The 17150-nt window shown below is 62.8% G+C and carries 15 protein-coding genes; 14 read left to right on the forward strand and 1 reads right to left on the reverse strand.

Annotated features, from left to right (window positions below; genetic code table 11):
- The first annotated feature begins 22 nt into the window (after positions 1-22).
- From hscA to AAHB08_RS05175, 14 genes are all read left to right on the forward strand, one after another.
- Positions 23-1879 carry a Fe-S protein assembly chaperone HscA gene (hscA, locus tag AAHB08_RS05110; protein WP_342058315.1) on the forward strand — a complete coding sequence of 619 codons (1857 nt, stop codon included), beginning with the start codon at positions 23-25 and terminating at the stop codon, positions 1877-1879.
- Between the two features lies 1 nt (position 1880).
- Positions 1881-2219, forward strand: coding sequence for an ISC system 2Fe-2S type ferredoxin (fdx, locus tag AAHB08_RS05115; protein WP_005324284.1), 339 nt, complete (start codon positions 1881-1883; stop codon positions 2217-2219).
- Positions 2220-2377: 158 nt separating this feature from the next.
- A complete protein-coding gene (pepB, locus tag AAHB08_RS05120) occupies positions 2378-3682 on the forward strand; it encodes an aminopeptidase PepB (RefSeq protein WP_342058316.1) in 1305 nt (434 codons plus the stop codon).
- 308 nt (positions 3683-3990) lie between these two features.
- Positions 3991-5283 carry an aminopeptidase PepB gene (gene pepB / locus AAHB08_RS05125; RefSeq protein WP_342058317.1) on the forward strand — a complete coding sequence of 431 codons (1293 nt, stop codon included), beginning with the start codon at positions 3991-3993 and terminating at the stop codon, positions 5281-5283.
- Positions 5284-5553: 270 nt separating this feature from the next.
- On the forward strand, positions 5554-5982 hold the full coding sequence (ndk, locus tag AAHB08_RS05130) for a nucleoside-diphosphate kinase (protein WP_005324280.1): 429 nt from the start codon (positions 5554-5556) through the stop codon (positions 5980-5982).
- A gap of 168 nt (positions 5983-6150) precedes the next feature.
- Positions 6151-7254 (forward strand): bifunctional tRNA (adenosine(37)-C2)-methyltransferase TrmG/ribosomal RNA large subunit methyltransferase RlmN, encoded by a 1104-nt coding sequence (locus AAHB08_RS05135; protein ID WP_202045940.1) that lies wholly within the window; start codon positions 6151-6153, stop codon positions 7252-7254.
- 12 nt (positions 7255-7266) lie between these two features.
- The gene (gene tapF / locus AAHB08_RS05140) at positions 7267-8058 is read left to right on the forward strand and encodes a PilW family type IVa pilus biogenesis/stability lipoprotein TapF (RefSeq protein WP_025327234.1); all 792 of its coding nucleotides are present in this window, start codon (positions 7267-7269) and stop codon (positions 8056-8058) included.
- Positions 8048-8977, forward strand: coding sequence for a RodZ domain-containing protein (locus tag AAHB08_RS05145; RefSeq protein ID WP_342058318.1), 930 nt, complete (start codon positions 8048-8050; stop codon positions 8975-8977). Before tapF ends, AAHB08_RS05145 begins: the two co-directional genes overlap by 11 nt.
- 10 nt (positions 8978-8987) lie before the next feature.
- Positions 8988-10103 carry a flavodoxin-dependent (E)-4-hydroxy-3-methylbut-2-enyl-diphosphate synthase gene (gene ispG, locus AAHB08_RS05150; RefSeq protein ID WP_005324272.1) on the forward strand — a complete coding sequence of 372 codons (1116 nt, stop codon included), beginning with the start codon at positions 8988-8990 and terminating at the stop codon, positions 10101-10103.
- Positions 10104-10242: 139 nt separating this feature from the next.
- Positions 10243-11520, forward strand: coding sequence for a histidine--tRNA ligase (gene hisS / locus AAHB08_RS05155; RefSeq protein ID WP_342058319.1), 1278 nt, complete (start codon positions 10243-10245; stop codon positions 11518-11520).
- Positions 11521-11523: 3 nt separating this feature from the next.
- Positions 11524-12174, forward strand: a complete 651-nt coding sequence (locus tag AAHB08_RS05160; RefSeq protein WP_041205942.1) for a YfgM family protein — start codon at positions 11524-11526, stop codon at positions 12172-12174.
- Positions 12167-13351: an outer membrane protein assembly factor BamB gene (gene bamB / locus AAHB08_RS05165; RefSeq protein ID WP_342058320.1), complete on the forward strand. Its 1185-nt coding sequence runs from the start codon at positions 12167-12169 to the stop codon at positions 13349-13351. Before AAHB08_RS05160 ends, bamB begins: the two co-directional genes overlap by 8 nt.
- Before the next feature lie 74 nt (positions 13352-13425).
- Positions 13426-14925 (forward strand): ribosome biogenesis GTPase Der, encoded by a 1500-nt coding sequence (der, locus tag AAHB08_RS05170; RefSeq protein WP_025327228.1) that lies wholly within the window; start codon positions 13426-13428, stop codon positions 14923-14925.
- 87 nt (positions 14926-15012) lie between these two features.
- Positions 15013-15243 (forward strand): zinc ribbon domain-containing protein, encoded by a 231-nt coding sequence (locus tag AAHB08_RS05175; RefSeq protein WP_342058321.1) that lies wholly within the window; start codon positions 15013-15015, stop codon positions 15241-15243.
- Between the two features lie 345 nt (positions 15244-15588).
- Here AAHB08_RS05175 and mltF read toward each other — a convergent pair whose 3' ends face one another.
- Positions 15589-17082: a membrane-bound lytic murein transglycosylase MltF gene (gene mltF, locus AAHB08_RS05180; protein WP_342058322.1), complete on the reverse strand. Its 1494-nt coding sequence runs from the start codon at positions 17080-17082 to the stop codon at positions 15589-15591.
- Between the last annotated feature and the right edge of the window lie 68 nt (positions 17083-17150).

Consider the following 17150-nt stretch of genomic DNA (forward strand, 5'->3'; position numbering starts at 1 on the left):
AACGCTGGAATTGTGATTACCCATGGCATTACTGCAAATCGCCGAGCCCGGCCAGAGCGCCGCACCTCATCAGCACAAACGTGCCGTAGGCATCGATCTCGGCACCACCAACTCCCTGGTTGCCGCCGTACGCAGCGGCCAGGCCGACACCCTGTGTGACGAGCAGGGGCGCGATCTGCTGCCCTCTGTGGTGCACTATCAAGCTGGCCAGGACGCCGCCATCAGGGTGGGTTTTGACGCCAAGCGCGAAGCCGCCCTCGATCCCCACAACACCATCGTCTCGGTCAAACGGATGATGGGCAAGGCGCTGGCCGACATGGATACCCGTCAGCAGCCTTACGAGTTCGTGGCCGCCGACAACGGCATGCCCCAGATCCAGACCCGCCAGGGGCTGGTCAATCCGGTGCAGGTCTCGGCGGAGATCCTGAAAAAACTGGCCGAGCGCGGCGCCGCCTCCCTGGGGGGCGACCTCGACGGCGTGGTCATCACAGTGCCCGCCTATTTCGACGACGCCCAGCGCCAGGGCACCAAGGATGCGGCCCGTCTGGCCGGCCTGCACGTGCTGCGCCTGCTCAACGAGCCCACCGCCGCCGCCATCGCCTACGGCCTCGACTCCGGTCAGGAAGGGGTGATTGCCGTCTATGACCTCGGCGGCGGCACCTTCGACATCTCCATCCTGCGTCTGCATCGCGGGGTGTTCGAGGTGATGGCCACCGGCGGCGACTCGGCGCTGGGGGGCGATGACTTCGATCACCTGCTGGCGGACTGGATCAAGGCGCAAGCCGGCCTGAGCGGCCAGCTCGATGCCCGCACCCAGCGCGAGCTGCTGGACGTGGCGGCGGCGGTCAAGCACGGCCTGACGGATGCCGACCGCGTTGCCTGCACCTTTGCCGGCTGGCAGGGGGAGGTGAGCCGCAGCCAGTTCGACGAGCTCATCCTGCCGCTGGTCAAGCGCACCCTGCTGGCCTGCCGCCGCGCCTTGCGCGATGCGGGTCTGGAGCAGGTGGAGGTGCTGGAAGTGGTGATGGTGGGGGGCTCCACCCGGGTGCCGCTGGTGCGCGAGCTGGTGGGGGAGTTCTTCCAGCGTACGCCGCTGACCAGCATAGATCCGGACAAGGTGGTCGCCATCGGCGCCGCCATCCAGGCCGACATCCTGGTGGGCAACAAGCCCGATGCCGAGATGCTGCTGCTGGACGTGATCCCGCTCTCCCTCGGTCTTGAGACCATGGGGGGGCTTGCCGAGAAGGTGATCCCGCGCAACACCACCATACCGGTGGCCCGCGCCCAGGAGTTCACCACCTTCAAGGATGGCCAGACTGCCATGGCCATCCACGTGGTGCAGGGAGAACGCGAGCTGGTGGCGGATTGCCGCTCCCTGGCCCGCTTCACCCTGACCGGTATTCCGCCCATGGCGGCCGGCGCCGCCCACATTCGCGTCACCTTCCAGGTGGATGCGGACGGGCTGCTGTCGGTCAGTGCTATGGAGAAATCCTCCGGCGTGCAGGCGGAGATCCAGGTCAAGCCCTCCTATGGCTTGGCGGAAGAGGACATCCTCAGCATGCTGAGCGCCTCCATCGCCAATGCCCAGCAGGACATGGATGCCCGCATGCTGGCGGAGCAGCAGGTCGAAGCCGATCGGGTGGTGGAGAGCCTCAATGCGGCGCTGGCCGCCGATGGCGAGGCGCTGCTCAATGCCGCTGAGCGTCGCGATATCGATGCCGCGATCACTCATCTGCTGGCCATGCGTGCCACCGGCACAACCAATCAAATCAAAGATGCCATCGAGGCGGCGGATGCCGTCAGTGGCGAGTTTGCGGCCCGTCGCATGGATGCGTCCATTCGCAAGGTGCTGACCGGCCAAAACGTCAACAAGGTGTAATATGCCCAAACTGATCATTCTGCCTCACCCCGAACTCTGTCCGGACGGCGCCGCCCTCGAGGGCGCGACCGGTGAGACCATACTGGACATCGCCCTGCGCAACGGCATCGAGATCGAGCATGCCTGCGAGAAGTCCTGTGCCTGTACCACCTGCCACTGCGTGGTGCGGGAGGGATTTGACTCCCTCGAGCCGAGCGATGAGCTGGAAGACGACATGCTGGACAAGGCATGGGGACTGGAGCCGGAATCCCGCCTGAGTTGCCAGGCCCGTCTGGCGGACGAGGATCTGGTGGTGGAGCTGCCCAAGTACACCATCAACCTCGCCTCCGAGCGTCATTGATTGACCCGCTAATTACACATGAGTGAATTGCGCGTGCAGCATCCCATGGTGCAGTGATGATATGGTGAAGGCCGTACCCCTCGGGGGAACGGCCTTTTTTGTCTCCGTTACCCCGCGTTGTTAATGAATCGTGCCAAGAAAAAAGGAAGCAAGAGAAGATGGCTGACATGATGAAGGTACTGTTATCCGCCCAGGCCGCTGCCGCCCACTGGGGTGAAGGCGCCCTGCTCAGTTTCAGCGGTGAGGAGACCCTGATCCACCTGGGTTCCACCGTCCAGCAGCAGGATATCCTGCGCACAGTTCAGCGTGCGGCCCGCCGACTCGAATCGAGCGGCATCAAGGGGGTGAGCCTGGTCGGTGAGGGTTGGGATCTGGAGCGCCGTTACGCCTTCGCCCAGGGCTTCTATGCCGCCAAGGGGCAGCGTGAACTGGACTTCGGCGAGCAGAGCGCAGCGGATGCCCGCGAGCTGGAGGCCCTGGTCAAGGCGACCCGCTGGGTGCGCGAGGTGACCAACGGTTGCCCGGAAGAGATCTACCCCATGAGCCTGGCGGAGTCCGCCCTGCTGCTGATCCGCGGCCTGGGTGGCGATCAGGTCACCGCCCGCATCACCGCAGGGGAAGCCCTGCGGGAGGCCGGCCATATCGGGATCTGGTCGGTGGGCCGCGGCAGCGAGCGCGAGCCCGTGCTGCTGGAGCTGGACTACAACCCGACCGGGAATCGCAACGCCCCCGTGGTGGCGGCCCTGGTGGGCAAGGGCATCACCTTCGACTCCGGCGGCTACTCCATGAAGTCCTCTGACAACATGCTGCCGATGAAGTCCGACATGGGCGGGGCCGCCATGGTGACCGGCGCCCTGGCGCTCGCCATCAGCCGCGGCCTCGACAAGCGGGTGAAACTCATCCTCTGCTGCGCCGAGAACCTGGTCTCAGGCCACGCCTTCAAGCTCGGCGACATCCTCACCTACAAGAACGGCATCTCGGTGGAGATCCAGAACACCGACGCCGAAGGGCGCCTGGTGCTGGCCGATGGCCTGCTGGCGGCCTCCGACAGCGGCGCCGCCCACATTCTCGATGCCGCCACCCTGACTGGCGCCGCCAAGACGGCGCTGGGCCGCGACTACAACGCCGTGTTTGCCTTAGACGAGCGGGAGCAAGCGCGCGCCCTGGCCGCCGCGAAAGCCGAGAACGAGAAGGCCTGGCCCCTGCCGCTGGAACCCTGGCATGTGGGGCAGCTCACCTCGGCCTTCGCCGAGCTGGGCAACGTGGCCTCCGCCGAAGGCACCGCCGGTGCCACCACGGCCGCCGCGTTCTTGTCGCGCTTCGTCCGTGACGAGGGCAAGGGCTGGGTGCACCTGGATCTCGCCGCCTCCTATCAGAAATCCGGCAACGAGCTGTGGGCGACCGGCGCCAAGGGGCACGGTCTGCGCACCATAGCGCGCTGGTTGCAGGAGGTTGCTGAATGAACATCTGCTTGAATCACGAGTGGCGCCGTAAAGTGCACCAGATGCCGGCAGGCCAGGCCTGCGCATCCATGATTGCGCGCTGGTTGCAGGAGATTGCTGAATGAACATCTGCTTGAATCACGAGTGGCGCCGTGAAGTGCGCCAGATGCCGGCAGGCCAGGCCTGCGCATCCATGATTGCGCGCTGGTTGCAGGAGGTTGCTGCATGAACATCTGTTTGAATCACGAGTGGCGCCGTGAAGTGCGCCAGATGCCGGCAGGCCAGGCCTGCGCATCCATGATTGCCCGCTGGTTGCAGGAGGTGACGGCATGAATATCTGGCTGAGCCGTGAATTTGCCGCCCCCGAGTGGGGCGAGGGGGCGCTGCTCTCCCACCGTGCCGATGGCATGGTGATCCACCTGGTGACGGCGTCCCCCTTGCTGGACATCCAGCAGGCGGCCCGCCGTCTCTGTGGTCAGGGGATCCAGAAGGTCGCCCTGTGTGGTCACTGGGAGCGCGAGCAGCAGTGGGCCTTCGCCCAGGGACTGCAGACCCCCAAGGCCGAGGTGGAGCTGCAGTGGGCGACCTCGTCCGAAGAGGACAGGGAGGAGCTGGAGGCGCGCTGGCTGTGCGGGCGCTGGGTGCGCGAGATGACCAATGCGACCCCGGAGCAGCTGGGACCGCTGGAGCTGGCGGTGGAGGCGGCGGCCTTCATCACCGAGCTGGCGCCGGACAGGATCAGCCATCGCATCCTCAAGGGTGAAGCCTTGCAGCAGGCGGGCTGGGTCGGTCTCTATCAGGTCGGCCGCGGCAGCGATCGCGAACCCGTGATGCTGGAGCTGGACTACAACCCCACCGGGGATCGCAACGCCCCCGTGGCGGCGGCCCTGGTGGGCAAGGGCATCACCTTCGACTCCGGCGGCTACTCCATGAAAACCTCCCAGGGCATGCTCACCATGAAGCATGATATGGGAGGGGCGGCCATCGTCACCGGCGCCCTGGCGCTGGCCATACTGCGCGGCCTCGACAAGCGGGTGAAGCTCATCCTCTGCTGCGCCGAGAACCTGGTCTCTGGCCATGCCTACAAGCTGGGCGACATCCTCACCTACAAGAACGGCACCACGGTCGAGATCGTCAACACCGACGCCGAGGGGCGCCTGGTGCTGGCCGACGGCCTGCAGCTCGCCGGTGAATCCGGCGCGCCCCTCATCATAGACGCTGCCACCCTGACGGGCGCCGCCGTGATGGCCCTGGGGGGACGCTACAACGCCTTGTTCGGCCTCGACAAGGGGCTGGTGAGCCGCGCCATGGCCTATTCGGATGCGGAGCAGGAGCCGGCCTGGCCGCTGCCGCTCGAGCCCTGGCACCGCCAGCAGTGCCCGTCCCACTATGCCGATACGGCCAACAGCCGTCCGGTGCCGGGCGGTGGCCCGGGCGGCGCCTCCAACGCGGCGGGTTTCCTCTCCCGCTTCGTCGGCAATGAAGGGCGGGGCTGGCTGCACGTGGATCTGGCCGCCTGTTTCAGCGAGAACGGTGACAACCTCTGGGCCCCCGGGGCCAACACCCTGGGGATGCGCACCATAGCCCATGCCTTGCTGGCGGAGACGCGCCGAGGGGCATGACAAGGCGAAAGGGCACCTCGGGGTGCCCTTTTCAACGGTGCTGGGAATATGAGCAATAGATAGGGTTTTAGCGGGTTAGCGTGACGATCGTGCACAAGCTCACGTTTTTTCTCAGTGCCATGGCACAAGATGAGTCACCATGTTGTTTCAAGGAATTTTTTGTTTAATAAAAAGTTGCTTTTTTGTGTGTTATTTCGTTTTTTGTTTACGTATAATCGCCGCCGAACATGGATTCCTACAATAAAACTCTGTAGTTAAGGAAAGAACTCAATGGCTATCGAACGTACCTTCTCTATCGTCAAGCCGGACGCGGTCAGCAAGAACCTGATCGGTGCCATCTACAGCCGCTTCGAGAGCGCCGGCCTGAAAGTGGTCGCCGCCAAGATGCTGCACCTGAGCAGCGAGCAGGCCGCCGGTTTCTACGCCGAACACCAGGGCAAGCCTTTCTATGATGGCCTGGTCGCTTTCATGACCTCGGGTCCCGTCATGGTACAGGTGCTGGAAGGGGAAGACGCCATTCGCCGTCATCGCGAAATCATGGGTGCCACCAACCCGAAAGAGGCCTTGGCCGGCACCCTGCGCTCCTGCTACGCCGAGAGCATCGATCGCAACGCGGTGCACGGCTCCGATGCCCCGGCCTCTGCCGCCCGTGAAATCGCCTACTTCTTCTCCGACGCCGAGATCTGCCCGCGCGGCTGATTTTCGTCAGGAGATCATCAAGGGAGCCTCGGCTCCCTTTTGTTTTTTGGTCATTCGGTCAATATCCACTTATTCTCCAGGTGGAAAGGCAGACCCATTATTTGTACAATGCCGCCCCCTGACGTAGGTCAGCCGATAATTTATGAAGTGTGTGAGCTGAGGCCCTTGATGAGCGAAACAAAAACCAACCTGCTGGATCTCGATCGGGATGCCATGCGTGCCTTCTTCGTCGAGCTGGGCGAGAAGCCGTTCCGGGCAGATCAGATAATGAAGTGGATCTACCACTCCGGTTGTGATGACTTCGATCAGATGAGCAACGTCAACAAGGCGTTGCGTGAGCGTCTCAAGGCCATTGCCGAGATCCGGGCCCCCGAGATCAGCCGTGAACAACGCTCCGCGGATGGCACCATAAAGTGGGCCCTGCAGGTCGGGGATCAGGAAGTCGAGACCGTCTACATCCCGGAGGCGGATCGCGCGACCCTCTGCGTCTCCTCCCAGGTCGGCTGCGCCCTGGCGTGCACCTTCTGCTCCACCGCCCAGCAAGGTTTCAACCGCAACCTGAAGGTCTCCGAGATCATCGGCCAGGTCTGGCGTGCCGCCAAGGTAGTGGGTGGCAAGCGCCCCATCACCAACGTGGTGATGATGGGCATGGGCGAGCCGCTGCTGAACCTCGCCAACGTGGTGCCTGCCATGAGCCTGATGATGGATGACTTCGGTTTTGGCATCTCCAAGCGCCGCGTCACCCTCTCCACCTCCGGTGTGGTGCCGGCACTGGACATGCTGGGGGACCAGATCGACGTGGCCCTGGCCATCTCCCTGCATGCGCCGAACGACAAGCTGCGCTCCGAGATCATGCCGATCAACGACAAGTACAACATCGAGGCCTTCCTCGCGGGGGTGCGCCGCTATCTGGCCAAATCCAACGCCAATGGCGGCCGGGTGACGGTGGAGTATGTGCTGCTCGATCATATCAATGACGACATGCAGCATGCCCACGAGCTGGCGCAGGTCCTCAAAGAGACCCCTTGCAAGATCAACCTGATCCCCTTCAACCCCTTCCCGGGTAACCCTTTCGGCAAGCCGAGCAACAGCCGCATAGACCGTTTCTCCAAGGTACTGATGGAATACGGCCTGACCGTCATCGTCCGCAAGACCCGCGGAGATGACATTGACGCGGCATGTGGCCAGCTGGTGGGGGAGGTGATCGACCGCACCAAGCGCACCATGAAAAATCGGATGCAACAGGATGGGATTTCCGTCAAAATGGTTTAACTTGCTAAGCCATTGTATAGACAGGAAATGGATATCCGTACATTGATCGTAGTGGCAGCGCTCTGCGCGCTGCCTGGCTGTGTCACCGAGACCACTTATGCTGGCCAGAATTCGACCCAGCGTGAAGTGGGTCCCGACTTCAAGGCGGCTGCCCAGACCCGTCTCGATCTGGGTATTCAATACCTGCGTCAGGGCAATGCCGAACAGGCCAAGTTCAACCTTGACCGGGCCCTCCAGTACGATCCCAGCAATCCTCAGGTCTACATCGGCTTCGCCTATTTCTACCAGCAGGTATCCGATTTCAAGGCGGCCGAGGAGAACTACAAGAAGGCGCTCTCCATGGATCCGACCAATGCTGACGCGATGAACAACTACGGTGCCTTCCTGTGCAACCGTGGCCGTTTCGAGGAGGCGGAGAAGGCATTCCTGCAGGCGGTCAGCCAGCCAGATTACGTCAAGATCGCCGATACCTACGAGAATGCGGCGCTCTGCTCGATGCAAAATAACAGAAATGACAAGGCCAACGAGTACTATCGTCTGGCCTTGGGGTATAATCCCCGCAATCCAAGGTTATTGCTGGACATGGCAGAGCTTTCCATGAAAGATGGCAAGCTGCCTGATGTGCAGTCTTATCTCGTGCGTTTTGCCGAAGTGGCAGATGAAAACGAGGAGAGCCTCTGGCTCCGGCTAAGGCTGGCTCAGGCCATGGACAAACCGGCATTACTTCACCAATTCGGGACTGAGCTGGTAAGGCAATATCCCACTTCGCAACAAGCCAAGCGTTACTTAGCCAATGACTACTGAACAGCCACACGATTTTCAAGACGACTCCCAGGCAGTGGGCCCAGGCCAGCTGCTGCGCAACGCCCGTGAACAGCTTGGCTGGACACGAGAGCAGGTTGCGTCCCGCATTCACCTTCGTCTGACCCTGATCGCCGCCATCGAGGCGGATACCTATGACAAGCATACGTCCCACACCTTCATTCGCGGCTATCTGCGCGCCTATGCCAAGCTGGTCGGCATTCCCGAGGAGACTATACTCGCGGCCTACGACAAGCTGGGGCTGACGCCGCCCGATAACATCGACATGCAGAGCTTCTCCCGCCGCTCCCGCCAGCAAGCCAACGACAGTCGGCTCAAGGTGGTGACCTGGCTGGTGATCCTGGTGCTGATCGCCCTCTCCATCGCCTGGTGGTGGCAGAGCACGGCACGTCGTTCCGCCGGGGATGAAGCCCTGGCGGCGAGTGAAATGGGCACGGCGCAGACAGTCTCGGTCGCCAATGTGACGCCCACGGTGGACGTGGCCGACCCCGTATTGCCAGTGGCCTCCGACGCCGTGGCAACTGACGTTGTTGTGAGTGACGCCGCCGCCACCGCGCCGGACGTCGTTGCCGCGACCAGTGCGGCCCTGTCTACCGAGGCTTCATCTGCTGAGGCGACCCTGGTGCCGGCAGAGACGGTCGCCACCGAACCTGGCAAGGCACCCCAGCTCAAGATGAGCTTCACCGCCGACTGCTGGCTGGATGTCAAGGATGCCAACGGCAAGACCCTGTTCAGCGGTCTGAAGAAGGCGAACGACGAGCTTGTGCTGGAAGGACCCGAGCCACTCAAATTCATCATTGGCGCGCCCATGGCGGTCAATCTCGAATATCAGGGCAAGTCCTTCGACATGAGCCGTTACAACAACGGCCGGACTGCTCGCTTCTCACTGCCGCAGGAGTAATCTGTCCGCCATGTCCGCTCACGAATCCCCCATTATTCGTCGTCAATCCAGGCAGATCATGGTCGGCAATGTGCCGGTTGGGGGCAACGCCCCCATCACGGTGCAAACCATGACCAACACCAAGACCACGGATGTCGCCGCCACCGTCGAGCAGATCCAGCGGATCGAGCGGGTCGGTGCCGACATAGTCCGGGTCTCGGTACCCACCATGGAAGCGGCGGAAGCCTTCCGGCTCATCAAGCAGCAGACCCGCATTCCCATCGTCGCCGACATCCACTTCGACTACCGCATCGCCCTGAAAGTGGCCGAGTACGGTGCCGACTGCCTGCGCATCAACCCGGGCAACATCGGCAACGAAGAGCGGGTGCGCGCCGTGGTTGACTGTGCCCGTCATTACAACATTCCGATCCGCATCGGCGTCAACGGCGGCTCCCTGGAGCGTGACATCCAGGAAAAGTATGGCGAGCCGACCCCGGAAGCTCTGCTCGAGTCGGCCATGCGCCACGTGGATTACCTGGATCGCCTCAACTTCGAGAACTTCAAGGTGAGCGTCAAGGCCTCCGACGTCTTCCTGGCGGTCGGTGCCTACCGCCTGCTGGCCAAGCAGATCGACCAGCCGCTGCACCTGGGGATCACCGAGGCGGGCGGCTTCCGCGCCGGCGCGGTGAAATCCGCCATCGGGCTCGGCATGCTGCTGGCCGATGGCATCGGTGACACCATCCGCATCTCCCTGGCGGCCGATCCGGTGGAAGAGGTGAAGGTGGGCTTCGACATTCTCAAGTCCCTGCGCATCCGCTCCCGCGGCATCAACTTCATCGCCTGTCCCTCCTGCTCCCGTCAGGAGTTCGACGTGATAGGGACGGTGAACGCCCTGGAAGAGCGGCTCGAGGACATCATCACCCCGATGGACGTATCCATCATCGGTTGCGTGGTGAACGGCCCGGGCGAGGCCCTGGTCTCGGATCTCGGCCTTGCCGGTGCCGCCAACAAGAGCGCCTTCTACGAGGGGGGCCAGCGGGTCGACAGGCTCGACAACAAGGATCTCATCCCGACCCTGGAGCGCCGTATCCGCGCCCGGGCGGCCATGCTGGATCCGGCCAACCAGATCCAGGTGGACAAAGGTTGAACCATTGAGGGGCCACCTGGGGTGGCCCCGGCTTTAGGTTGTTGATTTTACATCCCGCATCCGGGCACCCTGATTTTACCTCGGGGCCGAAAATCCCTATAATGCGGCCAAATTTTACCTCTTTTTCTCGAGTATCAACGTGGCAAAACAGATCCAAGCTATTCGCGGTATGAATGATTGCCTGCCGGAGCAGAGCCCGGTATGGCAGAAAGTGGAACAGATCCTGCGCCAGGTCGTCGCCAGCTACGGCTACAGCGAAGTGCGCATGCCCATCGTCGAGCAGACCCATCTGTTCAAGCGCGCCATCGGTGAAGTGACCGACGTGGTCGAAAAAGAGATGTACACGTTTGAAGACCGCAACGGCGACAGCCTGAGCCTGCGCCCGGAAGGGACAGCCAGCTGTGTTCGTGCCGGCATCGAGCACGGCCTGCTCTACAACCAGGAACGCCGGATGTGGTACATGGGCCCCATGTTCCGTCACGAGCGTCCCCAGAAGGGCCGTTATCGCCAGTTCCACCAGTTCGGGGTCGAGCTGTTCGGCATCAACGGGCCTGACATCGACGCCGAACTCATCATGCTGACCCACCGTCTGTGGCGTCTGTTCGGCATCCAGGATCACGTCACCCTGCAGCTCAATACCCTGGGTCAGAGCAGCGAACGTGCTGCCTATCGCGATGCCCTGGTGGCCTACCTGGAGCAGTACAAGAGCGAGCTGGACGAAGAGAGCCAGCGCCGCATGTACAGCAACCCGCTGCGAGTGCTCGACTCTAAGGACGAGAAGGTTCAGGCCATCCTGGTCGGTGCGCCCCGTCTGTTCGATCACCTGGGCGAAGAGAGCCTGGCCCACTTCGAGGGGCTCAAGCGCCTGCTCGAGTCCGCCGGCATCCAATACGAGGTGAACGAGCGTCTGGTGCGCGGTCTCGACTACTACAACCTCACCGTGTTCGAGTGGGTGACGAGCAGCCTGGGGGCCCAGGGCACCGTCCTGGCCGGTGGCCGTTACGACGGTCTGGTGGAGCAGCTCGGCGGTCAGGCGACCCCGGCCGTGGGCTTTGCCATGGGCATGGAGCGTCTGGTGCTGATGCTCGAAACTCTCGAGCTCAACGCCGATATCCGCCCGGCGGTGGATGTCTATCTCTGCATGGTGGGCGAGGGGACTGAAAAGGCTGGTTTCCAGCTTGCCGAGCGGCTGCGCGACGCCCTGCCGGACCTGCGTCTGATGAGCCACTGCGGTGGCGGCAACTTCAAGAAACAACTCAAGCGTGCCGACAAGAGCGGCGCGGCCATTGCCCTGATCCTCGGCGAGACCGAGGTGCAAAGCGGGGAGATCACCATCAAATATCTGCGTGGCCAGGCCGAGCAACAGACCGTCTCGGTCGATGCCGCCATCGCCCTGCTGGCAGCTAAAGGAGAGTAAGCTGTGGAAGTGTATACCACTGAAGAACAACAGGTTGAGGTCATCAAGAGCTGGTGGAAAGAGAACGGCACCTCGGTACTCGCCGGGACCGTGATCGGTCTGGTCGGCCTCTTTGGCTGGCGTTACTACAACGAGCTGCAGCAGACCAACCAGGAAGCCGCCTCTCAGGCTTACAACGCCATGACAGCCCAGCTCGCCAAGGGGGACGATGCCGCCCTTGAGCAGGCCAAGAGCTTCATCAGCGCCCATCAGGGCGACGCCTATGCCGAGCTGGCCGCCCTGCAACTGGCCGCGGCTGCGGTCAAGGCGGGCAAACTGGATCTGGCTGCCGAGCAACTGACCCAGGTGGCTGCGAACGGCGACGAGAGCATCAAGCCCATCGCCGCCCTGCGCCTGGCCCGGGTGCTCAAGGATCAGGGCAAGGCCGACGAGGCCCTGGCCCAGCTTGGCAAGATCAACAACGACGCCTTCAAGGCCCAGGTGGCGGAAGTGCGTGGTGATGTCCTGCTGGGGCAGGGCAAGCCCGAAGAGGCGCGCGACGCCTATCAGGTGGCGGCCGATGCCGGCGGCCTGCAGAGCAGCGCCGAACTCAAGCTGAAGATGGACGATCTGGCGCTGCCAGCGGTCACTGCGGGTGAGGCTCCGGATGCGTAATCTGTACAAGAAAATGGCGCTGGGGATGGCAGTCTCCCTGGCCCTGCAGGGCTGCTCCCTGTTCAGCTCCGAGGAAGACCTGACCCCGATGGCGCCTCTGCCCGTGGTGGAGTCCGCCTTCAGTGCCGATACCAAGTGGTCCTCCTCCGTCGGGGATGGCATAGGCGATTTTTACTCCCAGCTGCAACCCGTGGTGGAAGAGGATCACATCTATGCCGCCGCCCGTGATGGGGATGTGACCGCCTTCGATCGCAACAGTGGCGAGACCCTGTGGAGCGTGGATCTGGCAGACCTGCCGATCAACGCCGACAAGCGCAGCGCCCGCCTCTCCGGCGGTCTGGTCTCCCGCTACGGCAAGCTGTTCCTCGGCTCCGAGAACGGGGTGGTCTACGCCCTGAACGAAGCGAACGGGGAAGTGCTGTGGCAGACCACTGTACCCGGTGAAGTGGTGGCGAGCCCCGCCGTCGAGGATGGTCGCGTGGTGGTGCTGACCACCTCTGGCCGTCTGATGGCGCTCGACACCGATGAGGGCAAGCTGCAGTGGACCCTGTCCGAAGAGCAGCCGCCCCTGACCCTGCGCAGTGCCAGCACCCCGGTCATCACCAACGGCGCCGTGCTCTATGGCCGTGCCGATGGCAAGGTGGGCATCGCCCTCTTGAGCAACGGCCAGCCGGTGCGCCAGTCCAAGGTCGCCGACCCGCGCGGCGCCACCGAGCTGGATCGCATGGTCGACGTGGACGCCAGCCCGCTGATTGCCGGTGATGAGCTCTATGCCATCGCCTACAATGGCCAGCTGATGGCCCGTAAGCTGATGACGGGTGACGAGGTATGGAAGCGCAAGTATTCCGGCTACCGCGACATGGCGGTCACCGGCAATGCCATCGTGCTGACCGACAGCCGCAGCCATCTGTTTGCGGTCGACCGTCGCAATGGTCTTGAGCTGTGGTCCAACACCCAGCTGGAAAACCGCACCGTGACCGCTCCCGTTGTCCTGGGTGACTACGTGGTGGTCGGCGATGTGGAAGGTTACCTGTATTGGCTGGATCGGACCGACGGGTCCATCAAGGCCATGCAGCAGCTCGACAGCAGTGGTCTCTATGCCTCGCCCCTGGTGGACGGTGACACCCTGTATGTGCAGAGCCGTGGCGGCAAGTTGTACGCTATCAAGCGTCCCTGATCGCCCGTCAATCTGAATATCCGGCTCCTGGTCTTCGGACCCGGAGCCTTTGTCGTCTTGAGAATGAGGCTTTTATGACTCCTGTAGTAGCCCTGGTGGGCCGCCCCAACGTGGGGAAATCCACCCTGTTTAACCGCCTGACCCGTACCCGGGATGCCCTGGTTGCCGATTTCCCCGGCCTGACCCGGGACCGTAAATACGGCCAGGCGAAGTTGGGCGAGCTGGAATTTATCGTGGTCGATACCGGCGGTATCGATGGCACCGAGGAGGGGATCGAGCTGAAGATGGCCGAGCAGTCCCTGCTGGCCATCGAGGAAGCCGATGTGGTGCTCTTCATGGTGGATGCCCGTGCCGGTTTGACCGCCGCGGATCAGGCCATCGCCGAGCACCTGCGCAAGACCCACAAGAAGGTGTTCCTGGTCGCCAACAAGACCGACGGCATCGACGGTGACTCCGCTGTCTCCGAGTTCTACGGCCTGGCGCTGGGGGAGGTCTACCAGATCGCCGCCGCCCACGGTCGTGGGGTGCTGAGCCTGCTGGAGCTGGCGCTGGCCCCCCACCTTGAGACCCTGGTCGAGGCCGCCGCCGAAGAAGAGGCGCAGGAAGAGGAGGACTTCGACGAAGAAGCCCTGCTGCGCATGGTGGCCGCTGGTGACCTGGATACCCGGGAAGATACCAAGGAGACCCCGTTCGCCGACTTGCCCATCAAGTTCGCCATCGTCGGTCGCCCCAACGTCGGCAAGTCCACCCTGACCAACCGCATGCTGGGTGAAGACCGCGTCATCGTCTATGACATGCCGGGCACCACCCGCGACTCCGTCTACATCCCCATGGAGCGTGACGAGCAGAAGTACGTGGTCATCGACACCGCCGGCGTGCGTCGCCGCGGCAAGGTGCACGAGACGGTGGAGAAGTTCTCCGTCATCAAGACCCTCAAGGCCATCGAGGACGCCAACGTCTGCCTGCTGGTGATAGACGCCCGCGAGACCATCACGGATCAGGACTTGAGCATCCTCGGCTTCGTGCTGAGCAGCGGCCGCTCCGTGGTGCTGGTGGTGAACAAGTGGGACGGTCTGGATCAGAAGGTGAAGGAAGACGTCAAGAACGAGCTGGACCGTCGTCTGGGCTTTATCGATTTCGCCCGTGTCCACTTCATCTCCGCCTTGCACGGCAGCGGTGTCGGCCACCTGTTCGAGTCCATCAACGAGGCTTACCAGTCCGCCACCCGTCGTACCAGCACCGCCATGCTGACCCGCATCATGCAGATGGCGCAGGAAGATCACCAGCCGCCCATGGTCAACGGTCGCCGCGTCAAGCTCAAGTATGCCCACGCCGGTGGCTACAACCCGCCGCGCATCGTGATCCACGGCAACCAGCTGAACGATCTGCCGGACTCCTACAAGCGGTATCTCATCAACTACTTCCGCAAGTCCCTGAAGATCATGGGTACCCCGATCCGGGTCGAGTTCCAGGAGTCGGTCAACCCCTTCGAGGGCAAGAAGAACACCCTGACCCTGAGCCAGGAGCGGCAACGGGATCGCCTGCTCAAGGCCAAGAACAAGAGCAAGAAATAAGCCTGACGGCTGCCCTGGTGGCAGCCGTTTTTTTATCTGCAAGATGAGGGGCGAGCCCCGCGCGCCTGCCCTGGAGAGGAGATGACCATGAGTCTCTTGACATGCCCGGCCTGCCAGGCCGAGCTGGACAGCCGCAGCCCAGAGGCGAGCTGCGGCCAGTGCCATGCCCGCTACCGGATCCGGGCCCTGTGCTCGAGCTGCCTGCATGAGCTTGAGCGGCTTCGGGCCTGCGGGGCGGTGGATTACTTCTGCAACCACTGCAACAGCCTGGTCTCAAAACGTAGTGTCCAGTTTGAGCTGACGCCAGTCGAGGCATAAAAAAGACATTAAAAAACCCGGCCTTGGCCGGGTTTATGCTGTGTGCTCCGCAATCAGCAAGGTATAGGAGCGGTTGCGGTGCCATATCTTGCGTTTCATGTCGGCCAGTTTCAGCTTGCGTCTGGGGCTCCAGGTGCATCTGGTTTTTCTGGTCAACGTGGCTCTTCTGCGTGTTCGCATCTGGTTTTCCTCCCTGGTCATCCCGGCGACGCTGACGGCTCCCTGACATGGGTTGCCATCGGTATCGCAAGTTGATGAATGTATTGCAATAAGCCTCTCTCAGACAGGCTTGGGTCTGGGGGAATGGTAACAGAGAATTCCCCCAGACGACACACCCCGCAGGGCTCAGGGGGTGATGATCTGGCTGACCACCTCGGCGATGATGGCGGGGCGCTGTGCCGGGGGGGCCTGCTCGCTGCCGTCGTCCTCGTCCAGGGCCTCGCGGCGATGGGCCTTCTGCTGTTCGTTGTCGAGCCAGAGCAGGCTCTGGTAGTACTGGCGCACGTTGTTGACGTAGTTGCGCGCCTCGCCACCCCGGGCATAGCCGTAGCGCACCTTGCGATGCCAGCGTGACTGCTGCAGCAGGGGCAACACCTCTTTCACGTCGCTCCAGGCGTCCGGGTTCTTGCCAAGCTGCTTGGTCAGGCGGCGGGCATCCATCATGTGGCCATAGCCGATGTTGTAGGCGGTGAGGGCAAACCACACCTTCTCGTCCGCCGGCACCGAGTCCGGCACCTTCTTCATCATCTCCTGCAGGTAGCGGGCGCCCCCCTTGATGCTCTCTTCAGGGTGGGTTCTATCGTTCACCCCCATCGCCTTGGCGGTGGGCTCGGTCAGCATCATCATGCCGCGTACCCCGGTGTAGGAGCGGGCCTGGGGGTCCCAGTGGGACTCCTGATAGCTGATGGCGGCCAGCAGGCGCCAGTCTATCTCCTTGGCGTGGGTCTGGAACAGCGCCTGGTACTTGGGCAGCAGGCTCTTGGCCCGCTTGAGGAAGGTGCGGGTGTCGACGAAATCGAAGTTCTGCACGTGACCGAAGTACTTCTCGTCGAGCTTGGCGATGGAGCCATCCATGAAGCGCTGGCCGAAGAAGTCGATGATGCTGGCGTAGAGGCTGTCATCGGGCAGCTTGGTCATGGCCCAGGCCACTGTCTGCTTGCTGGCGAGGGTCAGCCCCTCGGTGAGCTCGGGGTAGTAGCGCTGGGTGCGGGCCAGTACGGTGTCCTGCACCACCGTGTAGTCCACCTCGCCGTCGGCGACCTGCTTGAGCAGCTCCTCCACGTCGGCGTCCCGGTTGATGCGCCAGCTCAGATTGGGGTACTGGCTGGCCATCTCCTTCATCAGATCCTCGCCGGTGGAGCCGGCAGGCACCACTATGGTGCCCTTGATGTCGCCGAGATCCTTGGGCCTGGGGGAGCCGTTGCGATAGACCAGCTTGGGGGAGACCTGGTAGAAGCCGGGGCCGAAGCGAAACAGCTTGCGCCGCTCCGGGGTCACGACGATGGCGGCGGCGGCGAGATCCAGCTTGCCCTTTTGCAGCTGTTCGACCAGCTCGGCGGTGGAGTAGGCCGGGACTATGGTCAGCTTGACCCCCAACCAGTCGGCATAGTGCTGCGCCAGCTCGTAATCGAACCCCTGGGCGGTGTCGTCACGCTGGTAATAGGAAGTGGGACCATAGAGGGTGCCAACACGGATCTCGCCCCGTTGGCGGATCTGCTCCAGCTGGCTGGAGGGGGAATAGAAGTCACAGCCGGCCAGGGCCAGTGTCAGCAACATCCCGATAAACAGTCGAAAAATGCAGCGCAAGTAGGTGAGTACCCTTGTTGAAAAAATCGGCATTTGTCAAAAGAGAGGCACCTTTATACCAGAGAGTGTGGAGGGAGTCACATCGTGGGAGATGAGAAAAA

Source organism: Aeromonas sp. OTU364 (assembly GCF_038440395.1).
GTDB lineage: Bacteria > Pseudomonadota > Gammaproteobacteria > Enterobacterales > Aeromonadaceae > Aeromonas.

Excerpts from the sequence above, each read along its gene's own strand:
- mltF (WP_342058322.1), bottom strand. The coding sequence starts at position 17,082 with ATGCCGATTTTTTCAACAAGGGTACTCACCTACTTGCGCTGCATTTTT.
- pepB (WP_342058316.1), top strand. The coding sequence starts at position 2,378 with ATGGCTGACATGATGAAGGTACTGTTATCCGCCCAGGCCGCTGCCGCC.
- AAHB08_RS05145 (WP_342058318.1), top strand. The coding sequence starts at position 8,048 with ATGACTACTGAACAGCCACACGATTTTCAAGACGACTCCCAGGCAGTG.
- hscA (WP_342058315.1), top strand. The coding sequence starts at position 23 with ATGGCATTACTGCAAATCGCCGAGCCCGGCCAGAGCGCCGCACCTCAT.
- fdx (WP_005324284.1), top strand. The coding sequence starts at position 1,881 with ATGCCCAAACTGATCATTCTGCCTCACCCCGAACTCTGTCCGGACGGC.
- AAHB08_RS05135 (WP_202045940.1), top strand. The coding sequence starts at position 6,151 with ATGAGCGAAACAAAAACCAACCTGCTGGATCTCGATCGGGATGCCATG.
- bamB (WP_342058320.1), top strand. The coding sequence starts at position 12,167 with ATGCGTAATCTGTACAAGAAAATGGCGCTGGGGATGGCAGTCTCCCTG.
- AAHB08_RS05175 (WP_342058321.1), top strand. The coding sequence starts at position 15,013 with ATGAGTCTCTTGACATGCCCGGCCTGCCAGGCCGAGCTGGACAGCCGC.
- ndk (WP_005324280.1), top strand. The coding sequence starts at position 5,554 with ATGGCTATCGAACGTACCTTCTCTATCGTCAAGCCGGACGCGGTCAGC.
- ispG (WP_005324272.1), top strand. The coding sequence starts at position 8,988 with ATGTCCGCTCACGAATCCCCCATTATTCGTCGTCAATCCAGGCAGATC.
- der (WP_025327228.1), top strand. The coding sequence starts at position 13,426 with ATGACTCCTGTAGTAGCCCTGGTGGGCCGCCCCAACGTGGGGAAATCC.
- pepB (WP_342058317.1), top strand. The coding sequence starts at position 3,991 with ATGAATATCTGGCTGAGCCGTGAATTTGCCGCCCCCGAGTGGGGCGAG.